Origin of the sequence: Saccharothrix sp. BKS2 (assembly GCF_047689505.1) — a bacterium.
In the GTDB taxonomy this organism is placed as follows: domain Bacteria; phylum Actinomycetota; class Actinomycetes; order Mycobacteriales; family Pseudonocardiaceae; genus Actinosynnema; species Actinosynnema lopnurensis.
Genome location: NZ_JAUQOL010000001.1, coordinates 11151 through 34990, shown reverse-complemented (window position 1 = coordinate 34990; position 23840 = coordinate 11151). Strand labels below are relative to the sequence as shown.

Below are 23840 nucleotides of genomic sequence, written 5' to 3'. Positions count from 1 at the left end.
CCCGCGCCCCGGCCTAGCACCGGTCGGCGGCCGGGCCGGTGCCCAGCCGGTCGCGCAGGCCCGAGCGCAGCGGGGCCCACGGGCCCACCTCCTCGGCGTGCAGGGCGGACCACGCCACCTGGTCGCGCGGTCCGGGCGCGTCCGCGACGGCGGCGGACACCGCGTGTCAGCACCTCCAGGTCCGCGGCGGTCGACAGCCGCAGCAGACCGGCCCGGCGGTGCTCGTCGGGGAACGGCTCGTGCGGGAGGCGGTGCAGCCCGACCAGGTCCGCGGTCCGCCGCGCCGCGGCGACACCGACCGGTCCGGCCGGCAGCGTCGCCACCCGACCGCGCGGCACCCGGTGCAGCGCCGCCGCGAGCACGCCCGCCAACCGCGCGTCCCCGGTCCGGTCCAGCTCCTCGGCCACCCGCCCGGCGGGCGCGACCTCCCCCGCGCAGCCGACCGCCGCGAGCAGCGCCGCGACGTCGACCGGCGCGCCGGACCGCGCGTCCCACAGCGCGGACGCCGCGCCCAGGCCGTTGGGCACCACCGGCGCGGTCGCCCAGTGCACGTCGGTCCGCACGTGGTGGGGGTGCACCCACTTGGCCACCCGGCGCCCGAACTCGGCGCGCCCGAACCCCTCGGCGGTGCGCACCACGAAACCCTCCTGCCGCGCGGTGTCGACCCGCAGCGCGCGCAGCGCCCGTTCGTCGAACGCGCCGCGCCACAGCACCGGGGGAGTGGGCACGCCCAGCTCCCGCAGGAACCGCTCGGTGGCGTCCCAGTCCAGGCAGCGGTCACCGGCCCACACCGAGAAGCCGTAGAACCAGCTCTCCAGGTCGGTGTAGGCGAGGGAGTGGCGGGCGTGGACGTTCTCGCCGCAGACGCGCCACCCGGCCGGCAGCCGCGCCGCGATCCGCCCGTGCAGCCCCTTGACCCACGAGCGGGACGGGTGGTGCGCGGAGTCCGGGGACCGGGCGTGCAGCCCGTCCGGGTACAGGGTGGTGTTCTCGCCGTCGAGCTTCTCGGTGACCACCACCTCGCGCCCGCGCAACCCGACCGGGTCGACCACCCGCACGTCGTCCGACGACGCGCCCGGGGACCACGGGAGGTGCGGTGTGCGCGGGTACTGGGTGCGCATGTTCCCTCCCGGTGGCGGACGACAGGAGGACCGTAGACAGGCCGGCCGCGGGTGATCGACCGGATTTCGTCGGCCGCGCGCCCGTTCGGGAACAGCCGGACGACCGGCCCGCCACCCCCGAAGGGATGGTGCCGGTCGGGTGACTTCGGGGCCCCGAAGGTCGTCATGAGCTAGATCACTCACATCGACCAACCCACGGGCCGGGCCGAGAAGTTAGGTTAGGCCAACCTAATGACCTGCTCGTCGGGGAGAGGAGTGCCGGTGACCGCGTCGGGGAACGGGGAAGCGGGCGTCGGGGGCCGGGTGGCGCTGGTGACCGGGGCCGCCCGGGGCATCGGCGAGGCCGTGGTGGACGCGCTGGTCGGGGCGGGTGCGACGGTCGCGGCGCTGGACGTCGACGCCGAGGCCCTCGCGCTGGTGGCCGCGCGCCACCCCGAGCGGGTCGTGCCCCTGGTGGTGGACGTGGGCGACCCCGGTGCGGTGGTCCGGGCGGTGGCGGAGGTCGAGGAGCGGGTCGGTCCGATCGGCATCGGGGTGTCGGTCGCGGGCGTGCTGCGGCACAGGTCGGTGTGCGACACCACCGACGAGGACTGGGCGGCCACGTTCGCGGTCAACGCCACCGGCGCGTTCACCGTGCTGCGGGAGGTCTCGCGGCGGATGGTGCCGCGCGGCGGCGGCGCGCTGGTGACCGTGGGGTCGAACTCGGTCGGGGTGCCGCGGGTGGGGATGGCCGCCTACGCGGCGTCCAAGGCGGCGATCACGATGCTCACCCGGTGCCTGGGCCTGGAGCTGGCGGGCAGCGGCATCCGGTGCAACGTGGTGTCGCCCGGCTCGACCGACACCCGGATGCAACGTCTGTTGTGGACGGACGAGGAGGGTCCCCGGGGCGTGCTCGCGGGCGACCCGGAGCAGTTCCGGGTCGGCATCCCCCTGGGGCGCATCGCGGACCCGGCCGACATCGCGGAAGCCGTGCTGTTCCTGGTCTCCGACCGCGCGCGGCACATCACGATGCAGAACCTGTACGTGGACGGCGGCGCGACCCTCGTCGCCTGACCGGGCGCCGGGCCCGGTCGTCGTGCTCAGGTGTCGAGTTCCATCGCCGAGCCCGATCACCGGGCTTGATCGTCGCCGAAGGGTTCTGCGCGCTGCCGGATTAGGCTAGGCTCTCCTAAGTTTGGTGAGGCTGGCGAAACGCCGCCGCCCCAACGATCTCCGAAAGGGACCACCCGACGTGTCCACACCCGCAATGGTCCGACCTCGACCCGTGCACCGGGCGGCCGACCTGCTGGCCGCCTACCTGCCGGGGTCCTTCTTCTACTCCTCGGCGACCGGCTCCCTGCTGGCCGACGGCGTCCACGCGCCCGTCCGGTCCGGGCACGGGTCCCGGGCCGCCGCGGTGTCCGAGGCCCTCGACGCGGCGGCGGTGCACGGTGTGGAGGACCCGGTGGCGGTCGGCGCGATCGGGTTCCGGCCCGACGCCGAGGCCAGCCTCGTGGTGCCCGCGGTGGTGCGCCGTGCGGGCGCGCCCGACGGCAGCGGCCCGGCCGGGGCCCCCGCCTCCGCCAAGTGGTCGATCACGCCGCGGCCCGAGCCGGAGGTCTACGCCGACGGCGTGCGCCGCGCGCTGGAGCTGATCGGGGCAGGCGAGCTGGACAAGGTCGTGCTGGCCCGCTGCCTGGAGGTCACCGCGGACCAGCCCGTTCCGGTGCCCGCGCTGCTGTCCCGCCTGGTGCGCCTCAACCCGGCCGCGCACGCCTTCGCCGTGGACGTCAGCGCGCCGGGCGACCCCGCGCCGCGCACCCTCGTCGGGGCGAGCCCGGAGCTGCTGGTGTCCCGGCGCGGCACCGAGGTGGTGGCCAACCCCCTGGCCGGTTCGCTGCCGCGCGTCGCGGACGAGGCCGAGAACCGCAGGCGCGTCGCCGCCCTCCTCGCCTCCGCCAAGGACCGCGCCGAGCACGCGCACGTCTCGGCGCAGGTGGCCGAGGTGCTGGGCCGGTTCTGCGTCGACCTGGACGCGCCCGCCGAGCCCTCGGTGATCGGCACGCCGACCATGTGGCACCTGTCCACCCGGATCACCGGTCGGCTCGCGGACCCGACCGATCCGGGGTCCTCCGCGCTGGCGCTGGCCGAGGCGCTGCACCCGACGCCCGCCGTGTGCGGGGTGCCGGTGGACCGGGCGCGCGCCGCGATCGCCGAGCTGGAGCCCGAGGACCGCGGCTACTACTCCGGTCTGGTCGGCTGGTCCGACCTCCAGGGCGACGGCGAGTGGGTGGTCACCATCCGCAGCGCGGAGGTGTGCGACCGGATGGTGCGGTTGTTCGCGGGCGCCGGGGTCGTCGCGGGTTCGGACCCCGCCGCGGAGCTGGCCGAGACCAGCGCGAAGTTCCGCACGCTGCTGCGCGCGCTCGGGCTGGAGGGCACGGCGTGAGCGGCGGTTCGGATGCAGGGCACGGCGTAAGCGCGGGCGCGGGACCCGCCGTGAACCCCGCCTCGGACGCCGGACCCGACCACACCCCCTGGCCGCCGGCGGTCGCGGCCCGCTACCGCGCCTCCGGGCACTGGCGCGGGCAGACCTTCGGCGCGCTCCTCACCTCCCTGGCCGAGGCCCACACCGACCGCACCGCGGTGGTGGGCGAGCGGGCCGGCGCGACGGCGCGCTGGACGTTCACCGAGCTGGACGAGCGGGCCCACCGGATCGCCGCCGGCCTGCTGGAGCTGGGCGTCCGCGCCGGCGACCGGGTCGTGGTGCAGCTGCCGAACGTGCCCGAGTTCCTCCCCGCGGTGTTCGGCCTGTGGCGCGTGGGCGCCTGGCCGGTGTTCGCGCTGCCCGCGCACCGCGACAGCGAGCTGCGGCACTTCGCCGAGCAGAGCGACGCGGTCGCGGTGCTCACCGTCGGCGAGCACGAGCGGCACGACCACGCGGCCACCGCGCGCGCCGTGGCCGCCGGGGTGCGCTCGGTGCGGCACGTGCTGGTGGTCGGCTCCGCGGAGTTCGACGACCTGGCGGCCACCGCGCCGCGCGAGCTGCCCGACCCCGACCCGGCGGGCGTGGCGTTCCTCCAGCTCTCCGGCGGCAGCACCGGGCTGCCGAAGCTGATCCCGCGCACCCACGACGACTACCTCTACAGCGTCCGGGAGAGCGCCCGCATCTGCGCGCTGCGCCCGGACAGCGTCTACCTGGCCGCGCTGCCGGTCGCGCACAACTACCCGCTCAGCTCGCCGGGCGTGCTCGGCGCTCTGCACGCGGGCGCCACCACGGTGCTCGCGCCCCGCCCGGACGCGGACACCGCCTTCCGGCTCATCGAGGCCGAGGGCGTGACGATCACCGGTGTGGTGCCGCCGCTGGCCGCCGCCTGGGTGCAGGCCGCCGCGCGCACCTCCCGCGACCTGTCCTCCCTGGAGGTCCTGCTCGTCGGCGGCGCCAAGTGCGGTCGCGAGCTGGCCGAGCGGATCGGGCCCGCGCTGGGCTGCCGGTTGCAGCAGGTGTTCGGCATGGCCGAGGGCCTGGTCTGCTACACCCGGCTCGACGACCCCGACGAACTCGTGCTGACCACCCAGGGCCGGCCGATCTCGCTGGACGACGAGATCCGCGTGGTCGACCCCGACAACCCCGCGGCGGCCTCGACCGACGAGGTGCCCGCGGGCGAGGTCGGCGCCCTGCTGACCCGCGGCCCCTACACGATCCGCGGCTACTACCGGGCCGCCGGGCACAACGCGACCGCGTTCACCGCGGACGGCTTCTACCGGACCGGCGACCTGGTGCGGCGCACGCCGACCGGGCACCTGGAGGTGGTGGGCCGCGCCAAGGAGCAGATCAACCGGGGCGGCGAGAAGGTGGCCGCCGAAGAGGTGGAGAACCACCTGATGGCCCACCCGGGCGTCCTCGACGCCGCCGTGGTCGCGGTGCCCGACGAGTACCTGGGGGAGCGCACCTGCGCCTACGTGGTGCCGGTCGCGGGCGCCGCGCCCACCGGCCCCGAGCTGCGCCGCTTCGTCCGGGAGCGCGGCGTGGCCGCGTTCAAGGTGCCCGACCTGGTCCAGGTGGTCGAGGCGTTCCCGGTGACCGGCGTCGGCAAGACCAGCAAGCGCGAGCTGAGGGTGGCGCTCGCCGCCCTGGCCAAGGAGGGGTGAACCGTGTCCCTGCCGGAGATCCGGCCCTACCCGATGCCCACCGCGGCGGAGCTGCCGCCCGGTCGGGTGGACTGGCGCCCCGAGGCGGCGCGCGCCGCGCTGCTGGTGCACGACGCGCAGCGCTACTTCCTGGCGCCCTACCAGGGCGCGCCGATCCCCGAGATGACGGCGAACACGGCCGCGCTGATCGCGGCGGCGCGCGAGCTCGGCGTGCCGGTGTTCTACACCGCGCAGCCGGGCCGGCAGGAGGCCGCCGACCGGGGCCTGCTCACCGAGTTCTGGGGTCCGGGCATCGGCGGGGTCATCGACGCCGACCCGTCCGCCGCCGACATCGTGGCCGACCTGGCGCCGCGGCCGGGCGACACCGTGCTGACCAAGTGGCGCTACAGCGCCTTCCAGCGCAGCGAGTTCGCCGAGGAGCTGGCCGCGCTCGGGCGCGACCAGCTGCTGATCACCGGCGTCTACGCCCACATCGGCTGCCAGGCGACGGCCGTGGAGGCGTTCATGCGCGACGTCCGGCCGTTCCTGGTGTGCGACGCCGTCGCGGACTTCTCCCGCGAGCGGCACGACCAGGCGTGCGAGTACGTCGCCCAGCGCTGCGGCGTCGTCACCACCACCGCCGACGCGCTCGCCGCGCTGTCGGCGTCCACCCCGATCCCCGCTGGAGCGGCACGATGAGCACCACCACCCCGTCCGCCGAACTGGTCCGCGCCGACGTCGCCGACCTGCTCGGCGTCGAGCCCGCCGAGCTGGACGCCGACGCGGACCTGCTCGACCTCGGCCTGGACTCCATGCGGATCATGAGCCTGGTCGAGCGCTGGCGCGCGGCGGGCGCGACCGGGCTGGAGTTCGCGGACCTGGCCGAGGACCCGCGCCTGGCGCGCTGGACCGAGCTGGTCGCCGGGGCCGGGGCGTGAGCCGGCCGGGCCAGGGCCGGGTGGACCACCGGGGCCGCCACCTGGAGCGGATCGCCGAGGTCCGCGCGGGCCGGGTGCCGGAGAAGGTGGGCTACCCGATCCGCGTCCGCGAGGTCGAGGTGGTGCGCACCGCGCTGGTCGGGTCCGCCCTGCTGCGGGTGACCCTGGGCGGGCCCGGCACCGCGGGCTTCGAGGCGCACTCGCCCGACGAGCACGTGAAGCTGCTGTTCCCCGAACCGGACGGCACGCTGCGCCTGCCCGAGCCGGACGGGCTCATGCTGCGCTGGCCCAAGCCCTCGCCCACCTCGCGCGAGTACACCGTGCGCCGCTACGACCCGGCGACCGGCGAGCTTGACCTCGACGTCGCCCTGCACGACGGCGGGCTGGGCGCCGACTGGGCCCGCGCGGTCCAACCGGGCGCCGTCGTGCACGTCGCCGGCCCGCCCGGCGGCCTGATCGTCCCGCACCGCTACGACCGCTACCTGCTCGCCGGCGACATCACCGCCCTGCCCGCCCTCGCCCGGTGGCTGGAGGAGCTGCCGCGCACCGCGGCCGGCTGGGCGTTCATCGAGGTCGCCGGCGCGGACGAGGAGATCGAGCTGTCCGCGCCCGAGGACGTCGAGGTGCGCTGGCTGCACCGCGGCGACGCGCCGGCCGGCTCCACCGGCCTGCTGGCCGACGCCGTGCGCGCGGTGCGCGTCCCCGAGGGCGAGAGCCTCTACGCGTGGGCCGCGGGCGAGGCGGGCGCGATCAAGCCCCTGCGCCGCTGGGTCCGCGACGAGCTGGGCCTGGCCAAGGCCGACCACGACATCACCGGCTACTGGAAGCGCGGCGTCGTCGACTTCGACGACGACCACGACCACTGAAGTCCCCCGATCCCCGACGAAGAACACCGAATCCCGAGGAACGACCATGTCCATCGCCAGATCCCCCCGCCTCGTCGCCGCCCTCGCGGTCGCCCTCGCCGTGGCCACCGGCTGCGGTTCCGACGACGGGGGTGACGCGCCCGCGGCCCAGACGGGGTCCGAGACCCGGGTGTTCACCGCCGACAACGGCGACATCACCATCCCGGTCTCGCCCGAGCGGGTGGTGGCCACCGGGTACGCGGTGCCCGCCCTGCTGGAGGCGGACGCGCCGCTCGTCGGGATCTCCACCTGGAAGCGCGGCATCCCGCTGATGTCCGAGGAGGACCTCAAGAAGTACGAGGAGCTGACCAAGGTCGCGGGCGAGTCGGCCGCGGAGACCAACTACGAGGCCATCGCCCAGGCCGACCCCGACCTGATCGTCATCGGCGTGCCCAAGCCCGTGCTGGCCGACATCGACCTGGCCCGGCTGGAGGCCATCGCCCCCGTCGTGGCCATCGGCCCGTCGGTGCCGTCGATGTGGCGCGACCTGTCGAAGAAGCAGTCCGACGCGGCCGGCGCGCTGGCCGGGTTCGACGCCCTGCGCGGTGAGTACGACGCCAAGGCGAAGGAGCTGGCCGACAAGTACGCCTCCGTGCTGCCGCAGCTGAAGCTGGCCCACGTCGGCGCGTACGGCGAGGTCGCCAAGGGCAACTTCCAGCGCGAGTTCAACGGCTCCTGGGGCACCAACGTGGTCGAGGACATGGGCGCGAGCTACTACGGCCAGGTGAAGGTCAAGGGCGGCGGCTCCAAGGACGTCAGCGAGTACTCCTCGATCGAGGAGATGCCCGCCGCGTTCGCCGAGGCCGACGCGATCACCTACTCCGTGTCCGCCGACGGCTCGGTCCCCCCGCCGGTCCAGTACGTCATGGACTCGCCGCTGTGGAAGGAGCTGCCCGCGGTGAAGGCGGGCAAGACCTTCCCGCTGCGCTACACCGAGGCGGCCACCTACGGGTCGGCCGTCAAGACGCTGGAAGCCGCCGACGAGGCGTTCGCGCCGCTGCTGCGGAAGTGATGGGGACGCGCCGGCGGTCGGGCGCGCGGGTCGTGCTGCTGGTCGCCGCCCTGGTCCTGCTGGTCGGGGTGGCGGTGCTCAGCATCGGCGTCGGCGCGCACGCCATCGCCCCGGCCGAGGTCGTCCGGGCGCTGCTGGAGCCCAACGGGTCCAGCGACCACCTCGTGGTCCGCGACATCAGGGTGCCCCGCGCCGTCCTGGCCGTCGGCGCGGGCGCCGCGCTGGCCGTGTCCGGCGTGCTGGTGCAGGTGCTGTCCCGCAACCCGCTGGCCGAGCCGGGCGTGCTCGGCGTGACCGCGGGCGCGGCCTTCGCCATCACCGTCGGCTCGGCGCTGGGCGCCACCGCCACGGCGGCGGGCGAGCTGTCGCTGGCCGTGCTCGGCGCGGTGCTGGCGGCGCTGCTGGTCTACTCGGTGGGCCGCAGCTCGCCGCTGCGCCTGGTGCTCACCGGCGTGGCGCTCAGCTCGGTGCTGACGGGCGTGTCCCTCGGGATGCGCCTGCTGCTGCCGGACGTGTTCGACGAGTACCGCTTCTGGTCGGTCGGCTCGCTGGCCGGCCGGGAGCAGGCCCCGACCGGGTGGCCGCTGCTGGTGATCGCCCTCGCGGTGCTCGGCGCGCTGCTGCTGAGCAGGCAGCTCGACGCCGTCGCGCTGGGCGAGACCACCGCGCACGCCCTGGGCGCGAACGTGGCCAGGGTGCGGCTGGCGACGCTGGTGCTGATCACCGTGCTGGCCGGGGCGGCGACGGCGGTGGCCGGGCCGATCCTGTTCGTGGGCCTGATGGTGCCCCACCTGGCGCGGCGCATGGCGGGCGCGTCGGTGCCGTGGCTGACCGCGTACGCGGTGGTGCTCGGGCCGGTGCTGCTGCTGGTGTCCGACATCGGGTCCCGCGTCCTGCTGCCCACCGGCGAGGTGCCGGTGGCGATCGTGACCGCGTTCCTCGGCGGCCCGGTGCTGGTCTGGGCGGTCCGGCGGTACGGGGCGGCGGCGCTGTGAGCACCGTGGTCCTGCGCCGGGGGAGGTTCTCGGCCAGGGCGGAGCGCCGGACGCTGCTGCTGTCGGCCGTCCTGGTGCTGGTCATCGCGGGCCTCGGCCTGCTCGGGCTGTGCTACGGCGCGACCTGGGCGAGCCCGGCCAAGGTGTTCGACGCGCTCGGCGGCGCGCGCGGCGGGTCGAACGTGGTGATCCGCGAGTGGCGGCTGCCCCGGGTCCTGGCGGGCCTGGTGTTCGGCGCGGCGCTGGGCCTGGCCGGCGCGATCTTCCAGAACCTGACCCGCAACCCCATGGGCAGCCCGGACGTGATCGGCCTCGACGCCGGCGCGTACACCGGCGCGCTGATCGCGATCACGGTCCTGTCCGGCACGTCCGCGCAGCTGGCGCTGGGCTCGGCGGTGGGCGGCGTGGTCGCCGCGGCCGCGGTCTACCTGCTGTCGCTGGGCGGCGGGCTGTCCGGGCTGCGGCTGGTGGTGATCGGCATCGCGGTCAACGCCACGCTGACCGCGGTCAACTCGTGGATCGTGCTGCGCGCCGAGCTGGAGGTGGCCATCGCCGCGGTGGGGTGGAGCGCGGGCTCCCTCAACGGCGTGGACTGGGCCGACCTGCGCATCCCGTTCGCGGTGCTCGCCGTGCTGCTGGTGCTGCTGGTCCTGCGCTCGCAGGCGGTGCACCAGGCGTCGCTGGGCGACGCCGTGGCGGTGACCACCGGCGTGGGCCTGGAGCGGCTGCGCCTCCAGCTGGTGCTGATCGGCGTCGGCTGCACGGCCACCGTGACCGCGGTGGCCGGCCCGATCGCGTTCATCGCGCTCGCCGCGCCGCAGATCGGCCGCCGGCTGGCCCGCTCGCCCGGCATCCCGCTGCTGCCCGCCGCGCTGACCGGCGCCGTGCTGCTCCAGGGCGCCGACCTGGTCGCGCAGGCGCTGCTCGCCCCCGTCCCGCTGCCCGTCGGCGTGGTCAGCACCGCCATCGGCGGCTGCTATCTCATCTGGCTGCTCACCAAGGAGGTGCGGCGGACGTGACCGCTCGCCTGACCGCGAGGGACCTGACCCTGCGCTACGGCGACCGGGTGGTGTCGACGCGGCTGAGCCTCGACATCCCCGACGGCGCCTTCACCGCCATCGTCGGGCCCAACGCCTGCGGCAAGTCCACCCTGCTGCGCGCGCTGGTGCGGCTGCTGCGCCCGGCCGGGGGAGAGGTGCGCCTGGACGACCGCGAGGTGGGCGCGTACCCGACCAAGGCGCTGGCCCGCGCCCTGGGCTTCCTGCCGCAGGACCCGGTGGCGCCCGAGGACATCCGGGTGCGGCAGCTCGTCGCCCGCGGCCGGTTCCCGCACCAGTCGCTGCTGTCCGCCTGGTCGGAGCACGACCAGGCCGCGGTGGCCGAGGCGATGGTGCTCGCGGGCGTCGAGGACCTGGCCGACCGGCCCGTGCAGGAGCTGTCCGGCGGGCAGCGGCAGCGCGTCTGGGTGGCGATGGTGCTCGCCCAGGAGACGCCGCACCTGCTGCTGGATGAGCCGACCTCGTTCCTCGACATCACCCACCAGTACCAGCTGCTGACCCTGCTGGCCCGGCTGCGCGACGAGGGCCGCACCGTCATCGCCGTGCTGCACGACATCAACCAGGCGTGCCGCTACGCCGACCACCTGGTCGCCATGAAGGAGGGCCGGGTCGTCGCCGAGGGCGCCCCGGCCGACGTGGTGGACGCCGCGCTGCTGAAAGAGGTCTTCGACCTGCCCAGCGTCGTCGTCCCCGACCCCGTGACCGGCACGCCCATGGTCGTGCCCGCGCTCTGAGCACCCCAGGAGCCCCGTTGACCACCGCACCCGCCCACCCCGCTTCGGCCCACCCCGCTGCGGTCCACCCCGCTCCGGCAACCGCCGCGGTCCTCGACCTGACCGGCGCGCAGCTGGGCATCTGGCACGCCCAGCGGCTGGAGCCCGACTCGCGCTACTACGTGGTCGGCGACGTCGTCGAGGTGCGCGGACCCGGGCCGGTCGACACCGGGCTGCTCGCCGAGGCGATCCGCGCCACCGCGGCGGAGGCGGAGAGCCTGCGCCTGCGCGTGTTCGACACCCCGGACGGGCCGCGGCAGGTCGTGTCCGACGACCCGGTGCCGCTGCCGTCCCTGGTGGACCTGAGCGGGGAGGCCGACCCCGGGGCCGCCGCGCACGCGTTCGTGGCCGCCGAGCGGGAGCGCGTGGCCGAGGCGTGCCGGGGCATGGTGGACCGGGACCTGTTCTCCTTCACCGTGATCCGCCTGTCCGACCGCGAGGTCTGGTACACGCAGCTGGGCCACCACCTGGTGTTCGACGGCTACACCGCGGCCATGCTCGCCCGCCGCACCGCCGCCCGCTACACCGCGCTGGTCGCGGGCGAGGCGCCGCCGCCGTCGACCTTCGGCCGGTTCGCCGACCTGGTCGCGGCCGACCTGGACTACCGGGGCGGCGAGCGGGCCGAGCGCGACCGGCGCTACTGGGTGGACCGGTTCACCCCGCTGCCCGAGCTGGACGACACCGCCGCGCCCCTGCCGGACGGGGACGCGGCCGGCGGCACGCTGACCGCCCGCGCCGTCGTCGACGCCGAGGAGTTCGCCCGGCTGCGCGCCGCCGCCGAGCGGGAGGGCATCACCTGGGGCGAGGCGCTGATCGCCTGCTACGCCGCGTTCCTGCACCGCGTGCTGGGCCGCGCGGACGTGGTGTTCGCGCTGCCCCTGATGTGCCGCACGGGCGTCGCGCTGCGCACCCCCGCGATGGCCGTCAACGTGCTGCCGCTGCGGGTGGAGGTGCGCGGCGACGACCGGCTGGGCGAGCTGGGCGGGCGGGTGGCGGGCGTGATGCGCGAGATGCGCGCCCACCAGCGCTACCGGGGCGAGGACCTGCCGCGCGACCTGGCCGTGCCCGGCGCGGGCGCGCTGCTGCACGGCCGGGGGATCAACCTCAAGGCGTTCGACCTGGCCATCGACTTCGCGGGCGCGACCGGGGTCATGCGCAACGTCGCCGGCGGCCCGCCCGAGGACATGGGCCTGAGCGTGCTGCCGACGCACGACGGCGGCCTGCTGCTGGGCTTCGAGGTCGACGCCCGCACCCACGACCGGGCCGCCGTCGAGGGCAAGCTGACCGCGCTGCGCCGCCTGCTGGCCGGGCTGACCGACCCCTCCGCCCCGGCGGTCGGCCGGATCGACCTGGTCGGCGACGAGGACCGGGCCCGGCTGCTGGCCGAGTGGTCGCCCGCCGCGCTGCCCGGCGCGCCGCGCGACGTGCCCGACCTGCTGGCCGACCTCGACCCGGCCGCGACCGCGCTGGTGTCCGGCGCGGACCGGCTGACCTCGGCCGAGCTGGTCGACCGGGTGCACCGGCTGGCCCGGCTGCTGCGGGCGCGCGGCATCGGGGCCGACGACGTGGTGGCGCTCGCGCTGCCCCGCTCCGCCGACCTGGTGGTGGCGCTGCTGGCGGTGCTCGACGCGGGGGCCGCGTTCCAGCCGCTGGACGTCGAGCACCCGGCCGAGCGGTTGCGGGAGCTGGTGGCCGACGCGGGCGCGGTGCTCGTGCTGGCCGTCGGGGGCACGGCCGACATCAGTCCACAGAGGACGCTGCGGCTCGACTCGCCGGACGTGCGGGCGGAACTGGCCTCGCTGAGCGGGGAACCGCTGTCCGACGTGGAGCGCCACCCCGACCACCTCGCCTACGTCATCCACACCTCCGGCTCGACCGGGCGGCCCAAGGGCGTGCTGGGCCGCGTCGGCGGCCTGGCGGCGCTGGCGCACCACCACCGCTCCACCACCGTGGCGGAGGCCGCGCGGGCCGCGGGCCGGCGGCTGCGCGTCGCGCACACCTACTCGTTCGCCTTCGACTCCGCGCTCGACCAGCTGCTGTGGTTGCTGTGCGGGCACGAGCTGCACGTCTACGACGCCGACCTGGCCCGCGACGCCGACGCCCTGCTGGCCGCCTACGCCCGCGACCGCGTCGACGTCGTGGACACCACCCCCTCGATGGCCGCGCCGCTGGTCGACGCCGGCCTGCTGCACGGCGACCACCGACCGGTGCTGCTCGTGCTCGGCGGCGAGGCCACCCCGCCCGGCCTGTGGCGGCGCGTGGCCGCCTCCGGGGTCGCCGCCCGCAACATGTACGGCCCCACCGAGGCCGCCGTGGACGGCACCAGCGCGCGCGTCGAGGGCGCGGAGCCCACCATCGGCTTCCCGCTGCCCGGCACCAGGGCCTACGTGCTGGACAACGCGCTGCGGCCGGTGCCGCCGGGTGTGCGCGGCGAGCTGTACCTGGCCGGGCCCCGGCTGGCCCGCGGCTACCTCGACCGCCCCGGCCTGACCGCCGACCGGTTCGTGGCCGACCCGTTCGGCGCGCCCGGCGACCGCATGTACCGCACCGGCGACCTGGCCCGCTGGACCTCCCGCGGCCTGGAGTACCTGGGCCGGCGCGACGGCCAGGTCAAGGTCCGCGGCCACCGCGTCGAGGTCGGCGAGGTCGAGGCCGCGCTGGGCGCGCTGCCCGGCGTGAGCGCGGCGGCCGCCGCCGTCCGCACCGGGACCGGCGCGGCGCGGCTGATCGGCTACGTCGTGCCCGCCGCCGGGACCGCGGTCACGCCCGAGGCCGTGCGCACGGCCCTCGCGGACCGGGTGCCCGACCACCTCGTGCCCTCGGCCGTGGTGGTGCTGGAGGAGCTGCCGGTCACGGTCAACGGCAAGCTCGACCGCGCCGCCCTGCCCGAGCCCCGCGCCGCGGGCGGCGGGCGCGCCCCGGGCACCGAGCGGGAACGCGCGCTGTGCGCGGTCGTCGCGGAGGTGACCGGCGCGGAGCGGGTCGGCGTGGACGACGACTTCTTCGCCCTGGGCGGCGACAGCATCACCGCGATCAGCGTCAGCAGCCGGCTGCGCGCGCACGGCCTGGAGCTGCGCCCGCGCGACCTGCTCGCCCGGCGCAGCCTGGCGTCCCTGGCCGCGGCGGCGCGGACGACCGGCGCCGCCGAGACCGTCGTGGACGAGCCCACCGGGCCCGTGCCCGCGCCGCCCATCGTGCGCGCCCTGCTCGACCCGCACCCCGACCCGGTCGCGATCGCCGGGTACGCGCAGTGGACCGCGCCGCACGTGAGCCCCCTGTCCGTCGACGACCTGGCGCGCGGCATGCGCCGGGTCGTCGACCTCCACGACGCCCTGCGGCTGCTGGTCACCGCCGACGGCGGGCTGGTCGTGCGCCCGCGCGGCTCGGTGACCCCGGACGTGCGCGAGCTGACCGGCGACGTCGCCGCGGTGGCCGACCGGCTGGCCGCGTCGTTGGACCCGCGGGCGGGCGAGCTGACGCGGGTGGCGCTGGTGCGCACCCCCGCCGGCGAGCCTGACCGGCTGGTCGTGGTGCTGCACCACCTGGTGGTCGACGGCGTGTCGTGGCGCGTCCTGCTGCCCGACCTGCACGCCGCCTGCGCCGGCGCCGAGCTCGCCCCGGTGGGCACGTCCTGGCGGCGGCACGCGCTGCTGCTCGCCGAGCAGGCCGAGCGCGGGACCCGGCGCGGCGAGCTGGAGCACTGGCGGCGCGCGCTCGACACCGCCCGCCTCGGGCACCGGCCGCTGGACCAGGCGGTCGACACGGTCGCCACCGCCGACCGCACCACCACCGTCGCCCCGCCGGAGGTGACCGCCGCGCTGCTCACCACCCTGCCCGCCGCCTACCGCGCGAGCGTGGACGAGGTGCTGCTGGCCGGTCTCGCCCTGGCCCTGCGGCGGCACGGCGTGCGCGGCGACGTCGCGGTCGGCGTGGAGGGCCACGGCCGCGAGCACCCGGGCGCGGACCTGTCCCGCACGGTCGGCTGGTTCACCGCCGAGTACCCGGTGCGCGTGCCCGCCGCCGCGCTCGACGGCGGCGACGTCGACCGCCTGCTGCGCGCCGCCAAGGAGGCCAAGCGCGCGACCCCCGACCAGGGCCTGGGCTACGGCGTGCTGCGCCACCTCGACCCGGTGACCCGCGCGGAGCTGTCGGCCACCCCGCCGCCGGACGTGCTGCTGAACTACCTGGGCCGGTTCACCGCGGAGCCCGGCGAGGGGTGGCGGCTGCCGGAGGGCGAGGCGTTCGCGGTCGTGGAGCCGCCCGCCAAGGCCCTGGAGCAGGTGCTCGCGCTGAACTGCTTCGTGCGCGAGGACGGCGAGCCGCGCCTGGCCGTCGAGTGGACCGCCGCCCGCGCCGTGCTGCCGCCCGACGCCGTGGCGGACCTCCAGCGCGCCTGGGGCTGGGCGCTGGCCGAGCTGGCCGCGCACGCCGACCGCATCGGACCCGACGGCGGCGGCCTGACCCCGTCCGACCTGCCCCTGGTGGACCTCGACCAGGACGCGATCGACGCCCTGGAGCGCACCGGCCGCGTCGCCGACGTGCTCCCGGCGACCCCGCTCCAGGTGGGCCTGTCGTTCCAGTCCCTGGTGCGGGCCGAGGGCGAGGCCGACGTCTACGTGGTGCAGGCGGTGACCCTGCTGCGCGGCGCGCTGGACGCCGACCGGATGCGCGCCGCCGCCGCCGAGCTGCTGCGCCGCCACCCCGCGCTGCGCGTCCACCTGCACACCACGGCGGCCGGCGACGTGGTCCAGGTCGTGCCCGCCGACGTGCGCCTGGACTGGCGGCACGTGGCGGCGGCGTCGGAGGAGGGCGCGGCGGCCGAGTGCCGCGCCGAGCTGGAGCGCCCGTTCCCCACCGACCGGCCGCCGCTGATCCGGTTCCTGCTGTGCTCGCCGGCCCCGGACGCGCCGGCCCCGGACGAGCACCGCCTCGCCATCACCATCCACCACGCGCTGCTCGACGGCTGGTCCATGCCCGTCGTCGGCCGCACCCTGCTGGCCACCTACGCCGAGCTGGGCGGCGGCCCGGCCGCGCCCGTCGCGCCCTCGCCGGCCGAGTTCTTCCGGTGGCTCGCCGACCGCGACCGCGAGGCGGCGCTGGACGCGTGGCGCGAGGCGCTGGCCGGCGTCGAGGGCACCCACCTGGCCCCGGCGGGCACGGCGTCCGCCGCCGCCCGCCCGGAGCGGGTGCTGGTCGGGCTCGGCCCGGACCTCAGCGAGCGGCTGCGCGCGTTCGCCCGCGAGCGGGGCACCACGCCGACCACCGTGCTGAACGCCGCCTGGGGCGTGCTGCTGGGCCGGCTGACCGGGCGCCGCGACGTGGTCTTCGGCTGCCCGGTCTCCGGCCGGCCCGCCGAGGTCGACGGCGTCGAGGGCATGATCGGCCAGCTCGGCGGCACCATCCCGGTCCGGGTCCGGCACACCGCCGCCGACACCGCCGCCGACCTGCTCGACCGCGTGCACGCCGAGGCCGTGGCGCTGGGCGAGCACCACCACGTGGGCCTGCCCGACATCCAGCGGGCGGCGGGCGCGGGCGAGCTGTTCGACACCATGCTGGTGATGGAGAACTTCCCGCTCTCCGACCGGCGGCGCTTCCCCGTCGCACCGGGCCTGGAGCTGACCGGGGTGGACATCACCGACGCCACGCACTACCCGCTGACCGTCGTCGTGCTGCCCAGCGACGAGATCACCCTCGGCCTGGGCTACCAGCCGCACCTGTTCGACGAGGGGACCGTCCGCTCCTACGGCCGCTGGCTGCGCAACCTGCTGGGCGAGATCGTCACCCACCCCGACCGGCCGGTGGCCCGGCTGCGGGCGCTCGACGCCGACGAGCAGGACCACCTGCTGCGCGTGGGCGCGGGTCCCGAGCCGACCCGGCCGCGCGGCGGCGCGCTGGCCGAGTTCGGCGCGTGGGTGCGCCGCACCCCGGACGCCGAGGCCGTGGTCTGCCGCGACCGCTCGCTGACCTACGCCGAGCTGGACCGGCGCGCGAACCGGCTGGCCCACGCCCTGCTGGACCGGGGCGTGCGGCCCCAGGACCCGGTCGCGGTGCTGCTGGACCGCGACGTGGAGCTGGTGGTGGCGCTGTTCGGCGTGCTCAAGGCGGGCGCGGTGTACGTGCCGATGGACCCGACCTACCCGCGCGACCGGCTGGCCTTCATGCTCGACGACGCCGCGCCGACCGCCGTGGTCGCCACCGGTGACGTCCCGGTGGACCTGCCGGTAGTGGATCCGTCTGGGGTGGACCCGTCCGAGGGGGGCGGTCCGGCGGGGTGGGACGCCGACCCGGCGCACGCGCGCCGCGACCTCACCGAGGACTCGCTGGCCTACGTCATCTACACCTCCGGCACCACCGGCAGGCCCAAGGGCGTCGCCCTGCCGCACCGCGGCGTGCCGAGCCTGGTCTCCCTCCAGGAGGACGTCGTCGGGATCGGCGGGCGCGAGCGCTACCTGCACTTCGCCTCGACCAGCTTCGACGTGGCGTTCTGGCAGTTCATGCTGCCGCTGCTGTCCGGCGGCGCCTCGGTCATCGCGCCCGAGGAGGTGCGGGTGCCCGGCGACGAGCTGCTGGACTACATCGCCGAGCACCGGGTGACCGGGGTGAACCTGCTGCCGTCGTTCCTGGCCGCCGTGCCCGACGACCGCACCGTGCCGCCGGAGGTGTTCTTCGTCGTCGGCGCGGAACGCCTCGACCCCGAGCTGGCCCGCCGCTGGGGCACCGGCCGCCGGGCGCTGTTCAACGCCTACGGCCCCACCGAGGTCACCGTCAACTCGGTGACCTGGCACTACGACCCCGACGACGCGGGACCGCTGCCGATCGGCCGGCCCGACCCGGAGGTGCGGGCCTACGTGCTGGACGCCGGCCTGCTGCCGGTCGGCGCGGGCGTGACCGGCGAGCTGTACCTGGCCGGGCCGAAGCTGGCCCGCGGCTACCTCAACCGGCCGGGCCTGACCGCCGACCGGTTCGTGGCCGACCCGTTCGGCCCGCCCGGCGAGCGCATGTACCGCACCGGCGACCTGGTGCGGTGGCGGCCGGACGGGCAGCTGGTGTTCCTGGGCCGCGCCGACCACCAGGTCAAGCTGCGCGGGTTCCGCATCGAGCTGCCGGAGGTCGAGACCGTGCTCACCCGGCACCCCGACGTGCGGGCGTGCGCGGTGGTCGTGCGCGAGAACAGGCTGGTCGGCTACGTCATCCCCACCGACGGCGCGGAGGTCGACCGGGCGCGGCTGCGCGAGCACCTGGCCGCGGCGCTGCCCGACCACATGGTGCCGAGCGCGCTGGTGGTCCTCGACCGCCTGCCGCTGGGTCCCGGCGGCAAGCTCGACCCGGCCGCCCTGCCCGCGCCCGAGGTCGCGCCCACCGCGGCGCGGGAACCGGCCACGCCCGCCGAAGCCGTGCTGCTGCGCGTGTTCCGCGAGGTGCTGGGCACCGACGAGGTCAACCTGGACGACTCCTTCCTGGAGGTCGGCGGCGACAGCATCGTGTCCCTGCGCGTGGTCTCCCGGGCCCGGCGCGAGGGGGTCGTCCTGACCGCCCGCGACGTGTTCGAGGGCGGCACGGTCGCCGGCATCGCGGCCCGCTGCGGCGGGCCGGCGCGGGCCGACGAGGCGCCCGCCGTGGGCGACGCGCCGCTCACCCCGGTGATGCGGGACCTGCTGCGGCGCGGCGCGGCCGACGGGTTCTGCCAGTGGGTCGAGGTGTGCGTGCCCGCCGGCGGCGACGCGGCGACCTGGCGCGCGGTGCTCGACGCCGTGCTGGCCCGCCACGACGTGCTGCGCGCCCACCTGGTCGAGGACGCGCTGCGCGTCCCCGCGGTGGGCGCGGTGACCGGCGCGGACGTGCTGACCGCCGTGCGCGCGGGGGAGTCCGACGACCTGCGCGCGCTGGTCGACGCCCACGTGTCCGAGGCCCGCGCGGGCCTGGACCCGCGGACCGGGCCGGTGCTGCGCGCGGTCTGGGTCGACGCCGGCCCGACCCGGCTCGGCCGGCTCGTGCTGGTCGCCCACCACCTCGTCGTGGACGCGGTGTCCTGGCGGGTGCTGCTCGACGACATCGCGCACGTGCACGCCACGGGGGAGGCGCTGCCCCGGCACGGGCAGTCCTTCCTGGGCTGGGCGCGGTCGCTGCGCGCGGCCGGGCCCCACCGGGAGGCGGAGCTGCCGCACTGGCGGCGGGTGGCCGAAGCACCCGCCGCGCCGCTGGCGCGCACCCCGCTCGACCCCGCCCGGGACACCGCCGCCACCGCGGCGCACCACCAGGTCGCGCTGGACCCGGAGACCACGCGGGCCGCGCTCACCACCCTGCCCGCCGCCTACCGCACCACCCCGGACACCGTGCTGCTCACCGCGCTCGCGCTGGCGGTGGCCGACTGGCGCGGCGGCGAGCCGGACCTCCTGGTCGCGCTGGAGGGCCACGGCCGCCCGCCGCACGCCCCGGACTTCTCCGGACCGGTCGACCTGTCCCAGACCGTCGGCTGGTTCACCGCCGTCCACCCCGCCCGGATCACGCTGCCCGAGGGCGGTGCCGCCGCGCGGCTGCGGTCCGTCCGGGACCACCTGCGCGCCGCCGGCGACGGGCTGGGCCACGGCATCCTCGCCGGCTCCCGCGCCGACCTCGGGCGCACGCCCGAGATCAGCTGGAACTACCTGGGCCGGTTCCCCGCCGCCCCGGCGGCGGAGACGGCGTGGCAGGCGCCGCCGGACGCCGACCCGCTGGGCTCGGGCGGTGGTGACGACCTGCCGCTGCCGCACGCGCTGATGGTCAACGCCCTGGCCCGCGACACCGGCGACGGCGACGCGCTCGGCGTCCGCTTCACCTGGCCCGCCGCGCTGTTCACCGAGGAGGAGGTCCGCGACCTGGGCGAGTGCTTCCGGCGCGCCCTCGTCGACCTCACCGCCGACGTGCCCGCCGGCGAGGTGCTGCCGCTGACCCCGTTGCAGGAGCTGGTGCTCGAGCAGTCGCGCCTGCACGGCCCGGCGGACCCCTACACCGTGCAGGCCGCGTTCTCGCTGTCCGGCGCCCTGGACGTGGCGGCGCTGCGCGCGGCGGGCGCGGACCTGCTGCGGCGGCACCCGAACCTGGGCGCGGTGTTCCCGCCGGGCCACGACGTGCAGGTGGTGCCGGTCGACCCGGAGCCCGCGTTCCGGGTGCTCGACGCGCCCGACGACGCCGACGTGGACCGCGCGCTGGCCGCGGACCTCGCCGAGCCGTTCGACCCGGCGACCGGACCCCTGGTGCGCCTGACCGTGCTGCGGCGCGGCCCCGACCGCCACGAGTTCGTGCTGACGAGCCACCACGTGCTGTCCGACGGGTGGTCCGCGCCGCGCATCCTGACCGGGCTGTTCGCCCTCTACACCGCACGGGTGGGCGGGACCGCACCGTCGTCCGGCTCCGCCGCGCTGTCCGAGACTGCCGCGCTGTCCGAGCCCGTGCCGTTCTCCCGCTACCCGCGCTGGCTGGCCGCCCGCGACCACACCGCCGACCTGCGCGCCTGGCGCGCCGAGCTGGCGGACCTGCCCGAGGGGGACCACCTCGTGGCCGGCCGGCCCGAGGCCGTCGGCGCGACCGACCCCGTGCTGTTCGAGGTCGACGAGCCGGTGGTGACCGAGCTGACCCGGGCCGCCGCGGCGCGCGGGCTGACCCCGAACACCCTGCTCCAGGGCGCGTGGGCGGCGGTGCTCGCGGCCCGGTCCGGGCGGCGGGAAGCCTGCTTCGGCGTCATGGTCTCCGGCCGCACCGCCGACGTGGACGGCATCGAGGAGATCATCGGGCTGCTGGCGAACACGGTGCCGGTGCGCGCCCGCCTCACCGGCACCGCGGCGCAAGCGCTGGCGGACCTTCAGGCGCGGCAGCAGGCGATGGTGGAGCACCACCACGTCGGCCTGGCCGAGCTGGAGGCGCTGACCGGCCGCCGGCGGCTGTTCGACAGCCTGGTGGTGTTCGAGAACTACCCGGTGGACCCGGCGCGGCTGCGCGAGCCCGCGCCCGGACTGACCGTCACCGGCACGCGCTTCCGGGAGCGGACGCACCACCCGGTGACCCTCACCGTCGTGCCCGAGACCGGCGGCGGCTGGACCGGCGTCCTCGGCCACCAGGCCGGGCTGTTCCGCCCGGACGAGGCGCGGGCGCTGGTCGACGACCTGCTGGCGGTGCTGCGCGGGCTGCCGGACCGCTTCGACGACGACGCCGCCTCGCTGCTCGACCTCGTCGCGCCGGCGGGTGGGCGGTGAGCGCCGCCCCGAAGGTGGACGCGGCGCTGTGGCGCACCGCGTTCGTCCTGGTGCTCGGCACGTTCATGGCGACGCTGGACAGCACCATCGTGTCCGTCGGCGTCGAGGTGCTGGCCGAGCGGTTCGACGCGGCGGTCACCGACGTCCAGTGGGTCAGCACGGCCTACCTGCTCGCGGTGGTCGCCGCCGTGCCCGCGTCGGGCTGGCTGGCGAACCGGTTCGGCGGCCGCCGGACCTGGCTCGCCGCCGTGGTGGTGTTCGTGCTCGCCTCGGTGCTGTGCGCGCTGGCCTGGTCGCTGCCGAGCCTGGTCGCGTTCCGCGTGCTCCAGGGCCTGGCGGGCGGGCTGCTGCCGCCGACCGGGCAGGCGCTGCTGGCGCGGGCGGCCGGGCGCGAGCGGATCGGCCGCGTGCTGGCCGTGGTCTCGGTGGTGCCGCTGCTGTCGCCCGTGCTGGGTCCGCTGGTCGGCGGTTCGGTCCTGGCCGTGGCCGACTGGCCGTGGCTGTTCGCGGTGAACGTGCCGATCGGCGCGGTCGCGGTGCTGCTGGCCCTCCGCGCGGTGCCCGCCGCGCCACCGGCCGCGACCCGCACCCCGTTCGACGCGCGCGGCGCGCTGCTGCTGTCGCCGGGCCTGGCCGTGCTGGTCTTCGGCCTCACCGGCCTGGAGGGCGGCACGCCGCCGGTCGTGTCGGCGGGGTCCATCGCGGTGGGCGCGGCGATGCTGGTCGGGTTCGTCGTCCACGGCCTGCGCACCACCCGGACCCCGCTGGTCGACCCGCGCCTGTTCGCCCGCCCGCCGTTCGGCGTCGCGGCCCTGGCGCTGGTCCTGCTGGGCGCGTCGGTGTTCGGCACGATGTTCCTGCTGCCGCTGTACCTCCAGGGCGCGGGCGGCCTGACCGCCTGGGAGACCGGCCTGCTGCTCGCCCCGCAGGGGGTGGGCGCGGCGGTCGCGGCCATCGCGATCAACCGGGCCGTCGTCACCGCCCCGCCCCGCACCCTGGTGCTGACCGGCATCGTGCTGGTGGCCGTCGGCACCGCGCCGTTCACCCAGTTGCACCACGACCTGCCGGACGTCGCCGTCGCGCTGTCCCTGCTGGTGCGCGGCGCGGGCGCGGCCATGATCGGCGCGCCGGTGATGAACATCGTCTACAGCCGCATCGAGCCGGCCCACCTGCCCGGGGCGGCGAGCGCGCTGAACCTCCTCAACACCCTGGGCGGGTCCCTGGGCACCGCGGCCCTCGCGGTCGTCCTCCAGGCCCGCCTGGACACCCGCGGCCCCGACGCGTCCGCCGCGTTCGCCGACACCTTCTGGTGGGTGCTGGCGCTGGCCGTCGTCGCCGCGCTGGGCGCCACCAGGCTGCCCCGCCCCGAAGCACCGGGCCGAGCCCGGATCCCGAACGAGCCCACCACCGCGAGCGCGTCCCGGAACCCGAGCGAGAAGGACCCCGCAGATGCCTGAGGACACCCTGCCCACGCCGGCCGAGTTCGCCGCGCACCGCGTGGCCGACGCGGTGACCGGGCACCGCGACACCGTCACCGGCGTCCTGTCCCGCCGCGACCCCCGGCTGCTCGTGGTCGTCGGCCCCTGCTCGGTCCACGACCCGGGCGCGGCGCTCGACTACGCGGCCCTGCTGGCGGGCGCGGCCGAGCGGTACGCCGACGACCTGGTGGTGGTGCTGCGGGCCTACCTGGAGAAGCCGCGCACGGTGTCGGGCTGGACGGGCCTGCTGCCGGACCCCTCCCTCGACGGCAAGGGCGACATCGCGACGGGCATCCGCCGCGGCCGCGCGTTCCTCGCCGAGGCGGCGGCCACCGGCCTGCCGCTGGCCTACGAGTTCGTGGACCCCGTGCTGGCCCACTACGTGGCGGACCTGATCAGCTGGGGCGCGGTGGGCGCGCGCACGGTGGCGTCCCAGCCGCACCGGCACCTGGCCTCGTGGCTGCCGATGCCGGTGGGCATGAAGAACTGCGTGTCCGGGCACATCGGCACCGCGGTGGACGCGGTCCGCGCGGCCGGGCTGTCCCACGCGTTCCCGGGGGTCGCGGCGGACGGCAGGCTGACCACCCTGCGCAGCACCGGCAACCCCGACGCCCACCTGGTCCTGCGGGGCGGTCCCACGCCCAACTACGACGCCGCGAACGTGGCCGCGGCGCTGACGTCGCTGACGGCGGCCGGGCTGCCGCCCCGCGTGGTGGTCGACGCCTCGCACGGCAACAGCGGCAAGGACCACGACCGCCAGCCGGCCGTGGTGGAGGACCTGGCGGAGCAGGTGGCGGGCGGCAACCGGGCCCTGGTGGGGGTGATGGTCGAGTCCTACCTGTCCGACGGGCGGCAGGACCTGGCGGTCGGGCGGTTGCGGCCGGACCTGAGCGTGACCGACTCGTGCCTGGGCTGGGACCGCACGGTCCCGCTGCTGGAGACCCTGGCGCGGGCCGCCCGGCGGCGGCGCGGCTGAGGACCGGCAGGAGTTCGACCGGTGGGCCCTGCTCCGGGGTGCACCGGGCGGTTGTCGCGAAGGATGGGACCGGTGTTACCTGTCAGCCGCCGCCGGGGGTGCTGGTCATCACGGCCAATTCCGCTTTGCCACGACCCGGCCGGTGACGTCGTTGCGAGTCGGCTTGGATTATGCTCTGAATGACGGCGGCGGGGTCGTCTCCGGTCGTTTCCATGCCCAGACTGCAAACGGCGCAGCTCTCGGCA

At 76.7% G+C, this 23840-nt stretch carries 14 protein-coding genes and 1 pseudogene; 13 read left to right on the top strand and 2 right to left on the bottom strand.

All coding sequences use genetic code 11. The features are described 5' to 3' along the window. Positions 1-13 precede the first annotated feature (13 nt). Together Q5530_RS00105 and Q5530_RS00100 are read right to left on the bottom strand one after the other, a co-directional pair. Positions 14-160 (bottom strand): hypothetical protein, encoded by a 147-nt coding sequence (locus Q5530_RS00105; RefSeq protein WP_415360452.1) that lies wholly within the window; start codon positions 158-160, stop codon positions 14-16. Between the two features lie 475 nt (positions 161-635). Beyond that, positions 636-1121: pseudogene (locus Q5530_RS00100) on the bottom strand (RNA ligase family protein); the annotation flags it as partial. Between the two features lie 231 nt (positions 1122-1352). On the opposite strand from Q5530_RS00100, the gene Q5530_RS00095 reads away from it, so the two are divergent. The 13 genes from Q5530_RS00095 (at position 1353) to Q5530_RS00035 (ending at position 23595) form a co-directional block, all read left to right on the top strand. Then, positions 1353-2174 carry a 2,3-dihydro-2,3-dihydroxybenzoate dehydrogenase gene (locus Q5530_RS00095; RefSeq protein ID WP_415359819.1) on the top strand — a complete coding sequence of 274 codons (822 nt, stop codon included), beginning with the start codon at positions 1353-1355 and terminating at the stop codon, positions 2172-2174. A 178-nt stretch (positions 2175-2352) separates the two neighbouring features. Continuing rightward, on the top strand, positions 2353-3549 hold the full coding sequence (locus tag Q5530_RS00090; protein WP_415359817.1) for an isochorismate synthase: 1197 nt from the start codon (positions 2353-2355) through the stop codon (positions 3547-3549). A 50-nt stretch (positions 3550-3599) separates the two neighbouring features. Further along, positions 3600-5252 (top strand): (2,3-dihydroxybenzoyl)adenylate synthase, encoded by a 1653-nt coding sequence (locus tag Q5530_RS00085; protein WP_415359815.1) that lies wholly within the window; start codon positions 3600-3602, stop codon positions 5250-5252. Positions 5253-5255: 3 nt separating this feature from the next. Further along, positions 5256-5930: an isochorismatase family protein gene (locus Q5530_RS00080; RefSeq protein ID WP_380638919.1), complete on the top strand. Its 675-nt coding sequence runs from the start codon at positions 5256-5258 to the stop codon at positions 5928-5930. Further along, positions 5927-6169, top strand: coding sequence for a phosphopantetheine-binding protein (locus Q5530_RS00075; RefSeq protein ID WP_415359814.1), 243 nt, complete (start codon positions 5927-5929; stop codon positions 6167-6169). The genes Q5530_RS00080 and Q5530_RS00075 overlap by 4 nt, the downstream gene beginning before the upstream one ends. Next, positions 6166-7035, top strand: coding sequence for a siderophore-interacting protein (locus tag Q5530_RS00070; RefSeq protein WP_415359812.1), 870 nt, complete (start codon positions 6166-6168; stop codon positions 7033-7035). Before Q5530_RS00075 ends, Q5530_RS00070 begins: the two co-directional genes overlap by 4 nt. A gap of 46 nt (positions 7036-7081) precedes the next feature. Next, positions 7082-8086, top strand: a complete 1005-nt coding sequence (locus Q5530_RS00065; protein WP_415359810.1) for an ABC transporter substrate-binding protein — start codon at positions 7082-7084, stop codon at positions 8084-8086. Next, on the top strand, positions 8086-9081 hold the full coding sequence (locus tag Q5530_RS00060; protein WP_415359808.1) for a FecCD family ABC transporter permease: 996 nt from the start codon (positions 8086-8088) through the stop codon (positions 9079-9081). Before Q5530_RS00065 ends, Q5530_RS00060 begins: the two co-directional genes overlap by 1 nt. Continuing rightward, positions 9078-10100, top strand: a complete 1023-nt coding sequence (locus Q5530_RS00055; RefSeq protein WP_415359806.1) for a FecCD family ABC transporter permease — start codon at positions 9078-9080, stop codon at positions 10098-10100. The genes Q5530_RS00060 and Q5530_RS00055 overlap by 4 nt, the downstream gene beginning before the upstream one ends. Continuing rightward, positions 10097-10873, top strand: a complete 777-nt coding sequence (locus Q5530_RS00050; RefSeq protein WP_415359805.1) for an ABC transporter ATP-binding protein — start codon at positions 10097-10099, stop codon at positions 10871-10873. The genes Q5530_RS00055 and Q5530_RS00050 overlap by 4 nt, the downstream gene beginning before the upstream one ends. A 17-nt stretch (positions 10874-10890) precedes the next feature. Continuing rightward, complete coding sequence (locus tag Q5530_RS00045) at positions 10891-21141, top strand: amino acid adenylation domain-containing protein (RefSeq protein WP_415359804.1); 10251 nt, start codon at positions 10891-10893, stop codon at positions 21139-21141. Beyond that, entirely contained in the window at positions 21138-22598 is a 1461-nt protein-coding gene (locus tag Q5530_RS00040) for a DHA2 family efflux MFS transporter permease subunit (RefSeq protein ID WP_415359803.1), read from the top strand. The genes Q5530_RS00045 and Q5530_RS00040 overlap by 4 nt, the downstream gene beginning before the upstream one ends. Beyond that, complete coding sequence (locus Q5530_RS00035; protein ID WP_415359802.1) at positions 22591-23595, top strand: 3-deoxy-7-phosphoheptulonate synthase; 1005 nt, start codon at positions 22591-22593, stop codon at positions 23593-23595. Before Q5530_RS00040 ends, Q5530_RS00035 begins: the two co-directional genes overlap by 8 nt. Positions 23596-23840: the final 245 nt, after the last annotated feature.